The following is a 12,486-nucleotide window of genomic DNA, read 5'->3' on the forward strand; positions in this document are numbered from 1 at the left end:
AAAAGCCTCGTTACAATGCCCCCTCGAATAAACAGACGTCAGGTGGGTAACTTTTGCTATGGGGAAAACAGAAGTCATACTCATCCTAATTATTCTCAGCGTAATTATATTTGGTTTTTGGTTTATTTTTAGCGGTGAGATGTGGCATCTGGTGGGGTTCATTGAAAGCAGTCTCTATCCGACGATAGATGCGCCCTGACTGATAAAATCAGGCCCGTACTGCGACGGGCCTTTTTGACGAATTAATGTTTCTCGATATACATCGTCCGGCTGTAAGCCACATCTTCTGCGTTATTTATCGGATACCCTTTTACCCACGGCTTAATCAGGCGACCGTTGGTATATTGATAAATTGGCGCGATAGGCGCTTTTTCCGCAAGGATCTTCTCCGCGGCGTTGTAATCGGCATTACGCGCTTTTGCCGTGGTTTCCAGCGACGCCTGATTAATAATCTTGTCGTATGCCGGATCGTCGAAGCGCGAGATATTACCGCTGTGCGTCGAGGTCAGCAGGGACAGGAAGGTTGACGGCTCGTTGTAATCTCCCACCCACGACGCGCGGATCACATCGAAATTGCCGGTGTTACGGCTGTCGATGTAAGTTTTCCACTCCTGGTTCTGCAGCTTCACGTCCACGCCGAGATTTTTCTTCCACATCGACGCCACCGCAATGGCGATTTTCTGGTGGTTTTCTGAGGTGTTATACAGCAGGGTCAGTTTCAGCGGACGCTGCGGCCCGTAGCCCGCGGCCTGCAACAGCATCTTCGCCTGCGCGTTCAGTTCCGCCTGCGGCATCTGCTCGAACGGCGAGGTTTCTGGCGTAAAGCCTGCCGTCACATCCGGGGTAAAATGCCACGCCGGTTTTTCGCCGGTACCCAGCACTTTCTCGGCCATAATCCGGCGGTCGATGGTCATGCTCAGCGCCAGACGCACGCGCTGGTCAGCCGTTGGCCCTTTCTGGGTGTTAAACGCGTAGTAATAAGTGCCCAGCTGTGGCGGCGTGTACACCTGGCCCGGAATATCTTTGAGCAGTTTCTGATAGAGATTTTTGGGGAAGGATTCGGTGATATCAATATCCCCCGCCAGATAGCGCTTGGTGGCCGATGATTCCTGGTTAATCGGAATAAAGGTCACTTTTTTCAGCACGGTTTTGGCGTTATCCCAGTACGATGTATTCGGCTCAACGACCAGCTTTTCATTCACCACGCGATCGGTCAGCACGTAAGCCCCGTTGCCGACCAGCGCGCCGGGACGGGTCCACTCTTTCCCACTCTCCACGTTGGCTTTTTGCACCGGATAGAAGGCGAAACTGGCCGTCAGATTGGCAAACCACGGCAGGGGTTTATCGAGCTGCACGCGCAGGGTTTTAGCATCTACCGCCGTAATGCCAAGCTGGTTAGGCTGCGCCTTGCCGTCGATAATGCTCTGAGCGTTGGTGATCCCCGCCAGTGCCGCAAACCACGCAAATGGCGAGGTGGTTTTAGGATCGACCAGACGCTGCCAGCTGTAGACAAAATCTTGCGCCGTCACCGGCGTACCGTCGGACCACTTCGCGTTATCACGCAGAGTAAACGTCCAGGTGCGGTTGTCATTGCTCTGCCATTTAGTGGCGACACCGGGGATCAGCTCGCCCTTTTCGTTCTGATTCACCAGGCCTTCGAACAGATCGCGGATCACCTGAATTTCCGGTAATCCCACGGCTTTCGCCGGGTCGAGCGAGGCGGGTTCGTCTTTAATATGGCGGACCAGCTCCTGTTTTGGCGCAAGTTGAGTTCCCTGAGGAATGTCGGCCGCGTATGAAACCGATGTGAGTCCGCACAGCCACAGCGCAGTACAGAGCAGCGAAACAGGATGCTTCATGAGATCCCCTTTAAAATGGTGGGTAACAAGCAGATGCGTAATTATTTGTTTCGAAACAGAGAAATGCAAATACCTTCGCGCGGAAAGTTGAGATCGGGCCAGTTTCTCGCGACGTTGAAACTATTTGATTAACCGCGTGTTTTACACAACACTGCTGTAAAGAACTCGCTATCAGGATTTCGTATGTCACTTAACCGCCCAAGAACGGAACGTGGCGCTTTCCCGCCCGGAACGGAACACTACGGTCGCTCATTTTTAGGCGCTCCGCTGATCTGGTTTCCTGCCCCGCAGGCCGACCGCCACAGCGGGCTGATCATCGCCGGTACGCACGGGGATGAGAACTCCTCTATCGTCACCCTCTCCTGCGCCCTGCGCACCCTCGCCCCTGATCTGCGCCGTCATCATGTGGTGTTAACCGTCAACCCGGACGGCTGTCAGCTTGGGCTGCGCGCCAACGCGCGCGGTGTCGATCTCAACCGTAACTTCCCGGCGGCCAACTGGCGCGCGGGAGAAACTGTCTATCGCTGGAACAGCGCGGCGGACGAGCGGGATGTGGTGTTACTCACCGGCGAAAAACCGGGCTCAGAGCCTGAAACGCAGGGGTTGTGTCAGCTGATCCATCATCTGCAACCAGCGTGGGTTGTGTCATTCCACGATCCGCTGGCCTGCATCGAGGATCCGCGCCACACGGAATTAGGCGAGTGGCTGGCGGACGCTTTCGCCCTGCCGCTGGTCACCAGCGTAGGATATGAAACACCGGGCTCCTTTGGCAGCTGGTGTGCGGACCTCGGCCTGCACTGCATCACCGCCGAGTTCCCGCCCGTTTCATCGGATGAAGCGAGCGAGAAATACCTGAAAGCGATGACCGGGCTGCTGCGCTGGCACTCTCAGAGGTGAAGCGTACCGGTGGTAAAATTCAGCGCGGGTGAGACGTCAACGGCGAGCCAGGTTGGCCCGTCAAGATCGGCGAAACTCACCTGCTCTGTCAGCGGTAATGCGGCGCTGATGGCGCGGGAGGTGCAGAGCATGCACCCGAGCATCAGGGCAAAACCTTCTGCACGCGCCTGCTTCGCCAGCGCCAGCGCTTCCGTCAGTCCGCCGGTCTTATCGAGCTTAATGTTCACCATCTCATAGCGCCCTTTCAGGCCCGCGAGACTCTCGCGCGTATGGCAGCTTTCGTCGGCGCAGATAGGCAGCGGGTGGATGAAGTTTTCCAGCGCGGCATCTTCCGCCGACGGCAGCGGTTGTTCGAGCATCGCCACGCCCAAATCCGCCAGCAGCTGACAGCGCGCCGCCAGCCCTTCACTCCGCCAGGATTCGTTGGCGTCGACAATCAGCGTCGCATCAGGCACCGCGCTGCGGATCGCCACCATCCGCTCGCTAATCAGATGATCGTCGAGTTTGACTTTCAACAGCCGCGCACCGGACTCATACAGCGCTCTGGCGCTGGCGGCCATTTGCGACGGCTCGCCGATGACCACGGTTTGCGCCGTGACGATAGTCTCAGGCAGCGCCACGCCGAGGGACTCAGAGATGGTGTGATTCTGGCGATGCGCCTCCAGCGACCACAGCGCACAGTCGACGGCATTGCGCGCCGCGCCCGCCGGTAACGCCTGCTGCAGCGCCTCGCGAGTCATGCCCTTTTCCAGCTCAGGAACGATGGTCATGATTTGCGCCATCACCGAGGCCAGACTTTCGCCGTAGCGCGGATACGGCGTGCATTCGCCCGCGCCTTTTATCCCGTCCTCTTCAATTTCTACCACCACCACGCAGGCTTCGCTGCGGCTGCCGCGAGAGATCACAAACGGCGTATGCAACGGCCATGCTTCTTCATAGACCTTGACGGTTCTCATCACTCGCTCCTGTAGGGCAAAATAGGTTTGCCGTGTTATCCGCTGTTGTCATACACTAACCACGACGTTAACTATATGTAAACAGGAAGATATCTATGTCACAACTCGTTCATTTCCAGGGCAACCCGGTTTCTGTTGCAGGTTCCATTCCGCAGGCAGGCAGCAAGGCGCAGGCTTTTACCCTCGTGGCAAAAGATCTGTCTGACGTAACGCTGGCTCAGTTCGCCGGTAAACGCAAAGTCCTGAACATTTTCCCGAGCATCGACACCGGCGTTTGCGCCGCGTCCGTGCGTAAATTCAACCAGCTGGCGACCGAAGTGGACAACACCGTGGTGCTGTGCATTTCTGCTGACCTGCCGTTCGCCCAGTCCCGCTTCTGCGGTGCAGAAGGCCTGAGCAACGTTATCACGCTTTCTACCCTGCGTAGCCCAGATTTCCTGGAAAACTACGGTGTCGGTATCGCCGAAGGCCCACTGAAAGGCCTGGCCGCGCGTGCGGTTCTGGTGATCGATGAAAACGACGCTGTGATCTTCAGCGAGCTGGTGAATGAAATCACCAACGAGCCAGATTACACCGCCGCGCTGGACGTGCTGAAAGCGTAATTGCATTGGTTTTGTAGGCCGGGTAAGCGCAGCGCCACCCGGCGATGAAAGCTCCGCAATGCGGAGCTTTCTTTTTACCAGCCTCAGAGCAAACAGGAACAAAAATGATCTCTTTTGAAAAAAGCATTCCCATTTTTCGCATGTTTGACGAACGAAAAGCGCGAGAATTTTATCTGGATTTTCTCGGGTTCAGCGTCGAATTTGAACACCGCTTTGAAGCTGACCTGCCCCTGTATATGGGCATCAGCCGCAACGGTCTGCAAATACATCTTTCTGAACACCATGGCGACGCTTGTCCAGGCGCGACCCTCTTCGTTCCAATGAGCAATATTGAATTATTAAGGGATGAACTGAAGCAGAAGCATTACGGCTACGGGCGGCCTGAGATCGTTCAGCAGGACTGGGGGAAAATACTGGAAGTGTGCGATCCGTTTGGGAACAGGATTCGGTTTTGCGAGGCGTAAATAAGATGCCCGCTGCTGATATAGCGCGGACCCAATGCATTTCGGGTCGCGTATAAACAGTCAGCGGACATCGCACTCATTAGGGTTGGATCAGAATCACCCCATCACCACGTATTCAAAAACTCCGCGATCTCATCAATTCGCGTTTCATCGATACCGGCTTCTTTCGCCATCTCACTCTGCGCTTCTTCGCTGATCTCTTCGTTATTCATCAAACGGGTGATGAGCGACTGGAAATAATAAGCCACCGCGTCGCGCTCTGCTTCGCTCACCGGCTTTGCGGATTCTTTCGAATATTCATCGGCGATGTCATAAAACTTTAAAGGGATTTCGTTGCTCATACGTTTCTCTTTTATTCGTCAGTTTTTTTCTGGTTCAGACCGTACTCGCGCAATTTATTGGCGATGGCCGTGTGGGACACGCCGAGGCGTTTCGCCAGTTTTCGGGTGCTCGGGTAGTTACGATAAAGCTGGGTCAGGACTGAACGCTCGAAACGGCTTGTGATATCGTCCAGCGATCCTTCCATCGCCTCTTCGCCGACAGACACGGTTCCCGCATCGTAATCCGGCAGCAGAATGTCCTGTGAGCGTAGCTCGTAACCTTCCAGCTGGGTGAGCGCGCGGTAGACGGCGTTCTTCAGCTGGCGAATATTGCCCGGCCAGCCGTAGCGGGTCAGCATTGAGCCTAAATCTGCGGACAATTTCGGACGCGGCACGCCCTGCTCGTCGGCGAAGCGCGCCACGAACAGTTCGGTCAGCGGCATGATGTCCTGCGGACAGTCGCGCAGCGGCGGAATGTTGAGGGTCAGGACGTTCAGTCGGTAGTAAAGATCCTCGCGGAACACCCCCTTCTGCACCAGTTCGACGAGGTTTTTCTGCGTCGCGCATATGACGCGCACATCCACGTGCACTTCATGATCCTCCCCGACGCGGCGGAAAGTGCCGTCATTGAGGAAACGCAGCAGTTTGGCCTGCATCCGCGGCGACATCTCGCCGATCTCATCCAGTAATACCGAGCCGCCGTTGGCCTGCTCGAAGAAGCCTTTTTTGCCCTCCGGCGCGTGGCCGAACAGCTCGCTCTCCACAGCATCTTCCGGAATCGACGCACAGTTCAGGGCCAGGTAAGGTTTCGCCGCGCGCGGGCTGGCGGTGTGAACCGCATGGGCCAGTAAATCCTTGCCGGTTCCCGTTTCGCCGGTGATCAGCAGCGGTGCGGTAAGATTGGCGAGCTTCCGCGCCTGATCCACCACATGCTTCATTTTCGGGCTGACGGCGATAATCTGGCTGAACGCGCCGACATCCTGGTTAGACAGGTTCTGCAGCTGACGGCCCATGCGAATGGTGGAGCGCAGCATGATCACCGCGCCGGTCAGCACGCTGACATCGTTCTCGCCGCGCAGATGCACCGGGGTGATCTCCATCAGGAAGTTCTGGCCGCCGATCACCACATGTTCGCTCTGGGTGCCCTGCGGATTACTGTCGAGCCAGCGCTGGAAATTGAAACCGGCGATCAGCTGTGCCGCATGATGGCTGCTCAGTTTTTCCTGACTCTGGCCAAAGAGCTGGCAGCTCGCCTGGTTGGTGCGCTCGACTTTGCCTTTCAGATCAAGAGATAAGAAGGGTTCAGGCATGGCTTCAAGCAGCGCGCTTAGCGCCAGATGCTCGCGCTCGGACGGCATCCACGGCACGGTGCGAACATCCGTAACGCCAGCGATACGGCGAATTTCAGCCATCAGGCTGCTGAATGTATTGAATTCGATTTCGGCAAAATTGAGGTAGATTCGCCCGATAGGGTCGATGTCGATGCCGCGTAAATCAATGTCACGCAAAACAAGAAGATCGAGTAATTCGCGGGTCAGGCCGATACGGTCCTGACAGAACACTTCCAGACGCATGGATAATTCACTCTTTAAGCCAGTAACCTTAAAATGATATGTCAGATATCGTCTGGCTGGAAGCTCGCTGTCAACAAATATTGACAGCGAGGTGATTTCTTCAGCGTTTACTGCGGTTTTTTGCTCAATGTCTCTTTCAGTTGCCCGATAAGCTCACGGCGGAAGTCCCCGAGGCGCGGTTTGTCGTCGTTAATCCACGGCAGGGGGCGGCACAACTCCATGGCTTTGATCCCCAGACGCGCGGTCAACAGCCCGGCCCCGATCCCCTGCGCCGCGCGGGTAGACAATCGGGCGGCAAGATCCTGAGACATCCAGTCCATCCCCACTTCACGCACCAGTTCGCTGGCCCCGGCGAACGCCATGTTCAGCAGCACCAGGCGGAACAGGCGCAGTCGGCTGTAATAGCCCAGCTCGATACCATACAGCGTGGCGATTCGGTTGATGAGCCGCAGGTTACGCCACGCGATAAAAGCCATATCCACCAGCGCCAGCGGGCTGACGGCGATCATCAGCGTCGATTCCGCCGCCGAGCGGCTAATCTCCCGCCGCGCCTGGGAATCAAGCACCGGCTGCACGATATTGGCGTACAGCGTGACGATCTCGCGGTCGTTTTGCGTCTCGTGGATCGCCGCATACCAGCGCTGTAGCGCCGGATGCGACTGGTCGATACCGGCCTGACTGGCCAGTTTTTCACAGAAGGCGCGCCCTTTTCCGGTGGCATGGCTGTGCAACAGATCGCGGGCTTCGTCGCGCTCGTGGGCGCGCTGGCGCAGTCGCCACAGGCGACGCCACTCAGTGGCAATAGAGCCTACGCCCGCCCCGACGATCAGCGCCCCTGCCGCGCAGCCGCCGAGGGCGACCCAGTCCTGAGTTTGCCAGGCATTCATCGTCCACTGGACGCCCTGTCCGACCACGCTCACGCCAAACAGCGTCAGGCCGGCCATCACCATTTTGCGCCACAGGCTGCGTTTTGGCCGCAGCGCCGCCTCGACCACCGCTTCTGCCTGCCCTTCGTCCGCAAGCCGTTCATCGGCGACGACAGGCGCAAATTTCTCGGCCTCCGGTCCGCTGAAGGCCTGAGCCGCTTTGAAAGCTTCGGCCCGCTCCTGCTCAAGCGTGCCGGTAAAATCGATGCGTGGCTTTAAAGGTTCGGTCATCGCAGCTTATCTCCTATTAAAAACTCCAGCGCCGCGTCCAGGCGAATGTGCGGCAACGGCTGGTCGACGTTCATCGCCTGAGGGCGAAACGCCTCAAACTGAAAACCCTGATTTTGCCAGAACGCCTGCCCCGGCAGGCGAGCAGGCACTTCGCCGGGATAGACGGTCAGCGGCTCGCCGTCGCTGAGGCGGTTGCCGCGCAGGGCCGGGATTTTCTCGCCATTGACGTCGATCAGCCCGCTTTGCGTGGCCTGAACCGCCGCCAGCCCCAGGCAATCCATGCTGATCCCTTCGAACGCTGCATTTTGCCAGGCATCTTGCACCAGCTGTTGCAGCAGCGAGACCATGTTCGCATGCTGATCCACCGTCACATGATCCGCTTTGGTCGCCGCAAACAGCAGCTTGTCGATCACCGGCGAAAACAGGCGGCGGAACAGGGTTCGCTGCCCGTAGTGGAAACTTTGCATCAGTTGGGTGAGCGCCAGGCGCATATCGTTGAAGGCCTGCGGCCCGCTGTTGAGCGGCTGCAGGCAGTCCACCAGCACGATCTGACGGTCGAAGCGCAGGAAGTGATTTTTGTAGAACCCCTTCACCACTTTCTCGCAGTAGTAGTTGAAGCGATCGCGCAGCATCCCGACGTTACTGTGTTTGTCCGCCATCGCCAGTTTGGATTCGCCCCAGCCATCGACATCCGGCCACGGGAAGAACTGCAGCGCAGGCGCGCCTGCCATTTCGCCCGGCAGCACAAACCGGCCAGGCTGTATAAAGTGCAGCCCCTGCTGTTTGCATTGATGAAGATAATCAGTCCAGGCCTGGGCAATCGCCGCCAGACGGTTTTCGTCCGCCGGTGCCAGCGGGTCCAGCCCCGCGCAGAGTTCACGCCATTTTGCCGACCACTCCGCGCGCTGGCCCTGCAACAGACCGGTCATTTGCCGCGACCAGCTCAGATAATCCTGGGCCAGCATCGGTAAATCGAGCAGCCATTCGCCGGGATAATCGACGATTTCCAGATACAGCGTGGAGGTCTCTTTGAAATGGCGCAGCACAGATTCGTTCGAGCGAAAACGCAGGGCGAGGCGGATCTCGCTCACGCCGCGCGTCGGCGTCGGCCAGGCGGGCGGCGTGCCGTACAGCTGCGCCAGCCCTTCGTCATAGGTAAAACGCGGGATACCAAAGTCGCGCTGGGGTACGCGTTTGACGCCGAGCAGGCGCTCTTCGCGCGCGGCGCTCAGCAGCGGCAGACGCGCCCCGGCGTGTAAATTGAGCAGCTGGTTAACCATCGCGGTGATAAACGCAGTTTTGCCGCTGCGGCTTAATCCCGTGACCGCCAGCCGTAAATGGCGGTCTACGCCACGGTTAACCAGTGAGTTGAATTCGTTTTTGAGTCGCTTCATCGCCATCCTGTTTTGCCCCGAAGACCGCTGATATCAGCTTCAGAATACAATAAATTGGGGCAGATCGTTGATTTTCAATTCATTGTCACTGTCATTCCCGTTTTTTCTCCCGTAATATAAACCCACTACCGCTATCATGGAGTTGTAAGGTGTATGTCACCCACCATTTATGATATTGCACGCGTTGCAGGCGTATCAAAATCAACCGTGTCCAGGGTTCTTAACAAGCAAACAAATATCTCCCCGGAAGCGCTTGAGAAAGTGCAAAAAGCGATTGATGAATTAAATTATCAACCCAACAAACTTGCCCGAGCCCTGACCTCTTCGGGCTTTGACGCGATCATGGTTATTTCCACGCGTTCAGCAAAAACCACAGCCGGTAATCCTTTCTTCTCCGACGTTCTGCACACCATTACCGAAAAAGCCGAAGAGGAAGGTTTTGACGTTATTTTGCAGACCTCGAAAAGCAGCGAAGATGATTTGCAGAAATGCGAAAGTAAAATTAAGCAAAAAATGGTCAAGGGAATTATCATGCTCAGTTCACCGGCTGATGAATCCTTTTTCCCCCGTCTCGACAGCTACGGTATTCCGGTGGTGGTAATTGGTAAAGTCGAAGGGGATTTCCAGAATATCTACTCTGTCGATACGGATAATTTCCACGGCAGCCAGATATTAACCGAGACCTTTATTCAGAATGGTCATCGTAAAATTGCCTGCCTGCACGCCCCGCTCGATTATCACGTTTCCATCGATCGCCTGGCGGGCTATAAATCGAGCCTCGAAAAACACCAGATTGCATTCAACGAAGACTGGGTGGTCGACGGCGGTTATACCCACGAGAGCGCCCTTGAGGCCGCCTGCCAATTACTCTCTTCCGGGCAGCCGCCGCGCGCCGTGTTTGCGACCGACAGCATGAAATTGCTCGCCCTGTATCGCGCTGCGGACGAGCTCAACCTGATGATCCCGGAACAGCTGGCGGTCGCCGGATACACCGACCCTTTGCTGTCGCTGATTTTAACGCCGGAGCCGGGTGGTTTTGAGATCCCGACCCGACAGCTCGGCGAGCAGAGCTGCGAGGTGCTGTTTAACCGCATCGCCGGGAAAGCAGCGCCGCGTCAGGTGATTGTCGATACTCATCTGACCAAAACACGCTCTCTGCGCTGAAACCAGGGGCGTTTCAGCCCCTGGCATCCAGCCTTAAAACGCGTAGTTCACGCCCACGCCCGCGTAGTGGAAGCGGTCGTTTTTACCTTCATCATGATTTTGCCACTCGTAGGCATATTCCAGGGTCATGGAAAGCCCATTGGTAAAATCATAGGCGTAGAGCATACCCAGTCGGTTGAAATCGTGCCCTTCGCGCTCAGGATCGTCCTGCCAGTCCCAGTTCGACCACCGATCCAGACCAATGCGGGTATACGGCGTTAAGGTGGTATTACCCAGAGAGATCGGTAAATAGGCGCGAATTTCCTGCGTGGAGAACTCACCGTTATTTCGGCTACCGTCCATATTAAAGCCGCGCTCTAAATAGTAATTCGCTTTCGCCGAAAAGGTTTCGTTAATGGTCCAGGTAAATCCGGTTTCGGTTTCCACGCGGCTGTCGGAATAACCGGTTTTTTCCAAATCGTTGGCAAACTGATACATCGCAAACCAGCCGCTAAAGCGCCAGTCATCGCTCAGTTTCAGATCCCAGTCGGGCTGAATTTTATAGCGCTGCATATTTGCGGTTCCGTCTTTCGCACCGTGCTCATCTTTAAAATGATAACTGTAATTACGAAAACCGCCGGTCAGGCCGAAAGTAAAATCATCGGTGCCGATAAAACGATAGCGCAGTTCAAGCTCCGGACGGTCGAAATAGGTGCCACGGGTCATGCTGCTGTAATCCACCGGACCTTCCTGATACATCGCCATGGAAATTGTTCAGGCGTCGTAAGTGGCATTAAACCAGACGGAGGGTTCATATAAACCGTCTTTATCTTCGCCCTGCCCCTCGACGTTTTCAATTTCATACATGGCACCGATATTAAAAGCCCACTTATCAGTATTTTCTGCAGCATGGACGCATGTTGCCCCTGCGCATAATAAAAGCGCAGCACATCTTTGTAGAGTACTCATTTCTATATTCCTTTATAAAATAACAGCTAAAAAGCCGGGAAGAGAAATTCCCGGCAACGAACTTTTTATCTAATCGCTATTTCGCTATCAGCGTCGAAGAAGTGAGATTTATCCATTTCAAACTGAATCGCCAGATTATCCCCGGCGCGGTAGTCATTTACCGCCCCTGCGCGAAGCACCAATTCATGCCCACCGACGGCGGCGTACAGCATAAATTCCGCCCCGGTGAGCTCTGCGACGCTGACTTTAGCGTTGATTTCAGACGGTATTCCTGGAGAGGTGAGGATATCTTCCGGCCTGATGCCAAAGACCACTGCCTTACGCTGATAGCCCAAAACATTCAGGGTCGCGAGTTTTTCTTCCGGGATTTCCAGGCGCAGGGTTTCGGTGACGAAATAACGGCCATCAATGGCACCGCGAATAAAGTTCATGGCCGGAGAGCCAATAAACCCGGCGACAAACATATTGGCCGGTTCGTTATAGACCTGCTTCGGTGCTCCCACCTGCTGAATAAATCCGTCTTTGAGGATCACAATCCGCGTCGCCATGGTCATGGCTTCCGTTTGATCGTGCGTCACGTAGATCATGGTGGTGTTCAGCTTCTGATGCAGCTTGCTGATTTCCGCGCGCATCTGCACACGCAGTTTGGCATCAAGGTTAGAAAGGGGCTCATCCATCAGGAACACACCCGCCTCACGCACGATCGCTCGCCCAAGCGCCACGCGCTGGCGTTGCCCGCCGGACAGCGCGCCCGGTTTACGCTTTAAGTAATCCCGCAGTCCCAGGATTTGCGCCGCCCAGTTGACCCTCTCCTCAATCACCGCCGGGGAAATTTTTTGCATTTTCAGGCCAAAGGCCATGTTGTCGTAAACGGTCATATGCGGATAGAGCGCGTAGTTCTGGAACACCATCGCGATATCGCGCGATTTGGCCGGAACATCGTTCATCCGCACGCCGTCGATCACCAGATCCCCGGCGCTGATCTCCTCCAGCCCGGCAATCATGCGCAGGGTCGTGGATTTGCCGCAGCCTGACGGGCCCACAAAAACGATAAACTCTTTATCCTCAATTTCGAGGCTAAAATCCTTCACCACGTGGACCTGGTTGTCGTAAATTTTTTGAATATGTGTCAGAGATAGTTGAGCCATTTT

General features: G+C 55.9%; 12 protein-coding genes and 1 pseudogene. 5 read left to right on the forward strand and 8 right to left on the reverse strand.

Translation table 11 applies throughout. The features are described from left to right. The first annotated feature begins 58 nt into the window (after positions 1-58). A complete protein-coding gene (locus U9O48_RS12140) occupies positions 59-199 on the forward strand; it encodes an Ecr family regulatory small membrane protein (protein WP_282495278.1) in 141 nt (46 codons plus the stop codon). Between the two features lie 43 nt (positions 200-242). Here U9O48_RS12140 and U9O48_RS12145 read toward each other — a convergent pair whose 3' ends face one another. Further along, a complete protein-coding gene (locus tag U9O48_RS12145) occupies positions 243-1,859 on the reverse strand; it encodes a peptide ABC transporter substrate-binding protein (protein ID WP_324722573.1) in 1,617 nt (538 codons plus the stop codon). Between the two features lie 183 nt (positions 1,860-2,042). Between U9O48_RS12145 and mpaA the strand changes: the two genes are divergently transcribed. Beyond that, entirely contained in the window at positions 2,043-2,756 is a 714-nt protein-coding gene (gene mpaA / locus U9O48_RS12150) for a murein tripeptide amidase MpaA (RefSeq protein WP_282495280.1), read from the forward strand. Here the strand turns inward: mpaA and ycjG are convergent. After that, complete coding sequence (ycjG, locus tag U9O48_RS12155) at positions 2,747-3,712, reverse strand: L-Ala-D/L-Glu epimerase (RefSeq protein ID WP_285148910.1); 966 nt, start codon at positions 3,710-3,712, stop codon at positions 2,747-2,749. The genes mpaA and ycjG overlap by 10 nt on opposite strands. A 95-nt stretch (positions 3,713-3,807) precedes the next feature. On the opposite strand from ycjG, the gene tpx reads away from it, so the two are divergent. Together tpx and U9O48_RS12165 are read left to right on the forward strand one after the other, a co-directional pair. Further along, positions 3,808-4,314, forward strand: coding sequence for a thiol peroxidase (tpx, locus tag U9O48_RS12160; RefSeq protein ID WP_095282188.1), 507 nt, complete (start codon positions 3,808-3,810; stop codon positions 4,312-4,314). Positions 4,315-4,418: 104 nt separating this feature from the next. Further along, a complete protein-coding gene (locus U9O48_RS12165; protein WP_285148911.1) occupies positions 4,419-4,778 on the forward strand; it encodes a glyoxalase superfamily protein in 360 nt (119 codons plus the stop codon). Between the two features lie 104 nt (positions 4,779-4,882). On the opposite strand, the gene U9O48_RS12170 is transcribed toward U9O48_RS12165, so the two are convergent. From U9O48_RS12170 to U9O48_RS12185, 4 genes are all read right to left on the reverse strand, one after another. Continuing rightward, positions 4,883-5,119, reverse strand: coding sequence for a DUF2543 family protein (locus U9O48_RS12170; RefSeq protein ID WP_285148912.1), 237 nt, complete (start codon positions 5,117-5,119; stop codon positions 4,883-4,885). 11 nt (positions 5,120-5,130) lie between these two features. After that, positions 5,131-6,672 carry a transcriptional regulator TyrR gene (tyrR, locus tag U9O48_RS12175; protein ID WP_282495284.1) on the reverse strand — a complete coding sequence of 514 codons (1,542 nt, stop codon included), beginning with the start codon at positions 6,670-6,672 and terminating at the stop codon, positions 5,131-5,133. A gap of 107 nt (positions 6,673-6,779) precedes the next feature. Continuing rightward, positions 6,780-7,829, reverse strand: a complete 1,050-nt coding sequence (locus U9O48_RS12180; RefSeq protein ID WP_282495285.1) for a YcjF family protein — start codon at positions 7,827-7,829, stop codon at positions 6,780-6,782. Further along, a complete protein-coding gene (locus U9O48_RS12185; RefSeq protein ID WP_285146389.1) occupies positions 7,826-9,223 on the reverse strand; it encodes a YcjX family protein in 1,398 nt (465 codons plus the stop codon). Before U9O48_RS12185 ends, U9O48_RS12180 begins: the two co-directional genes overlap by 4 nt. A gap of 153 nt (positions 9,224-9,376) precedes the next feature. On the opposite strand from U9O48_RS12185, the gene U9O48_RS12190 reads away from it, so the two are divergent. Then, positions 9,377-10,387, forward strand: coding sequence for a LacI family DNA-binding transcriptional regulator (locus tag U9O48_RS12190; RefSeq protein ID WP_282495287.1), 1,011 nt, complete (start codon positions 9,377-9,379; stop codon positions 10,385-10,387). 33 nt (positions 10,388-10,420) lie between these two features. On the opposite strand, the pseudogene U9O48_RS12195 reads toward U9O48_RS12190, so the two are convergent. Next, positions 10,421-11,335, reverse strand: a pseudogene (locus U9O48_RS12195) (OmpG family monomeric porin). Between the two features lie 65 nt (positions 11,336-11,400). Further along, a complete protein-coding gene (locus U9O48_RS12200; RefSeq protein WP_324722574.1) occupies positions 11,401-12,483 on the reverse strand; it encodes an ABC transporter ATP-binding protein in 1,083 nt (360 codons plus the stop codon). Positions 12,484-12,486 lie beyond the last annotated feature (3 nt).

Origin of the sequence: Lelliottia sp. JS-SCA-14 (genome assembly GCF_035593345.1) — a bacterium.
GTDB classification, from domain to species: Bacteria; Pseudomonadota; Gammaproteobacteria; order Enterobacterales; family Enterobacteriaceae; genus Enterobacter; species Enterobacter wanjuensis.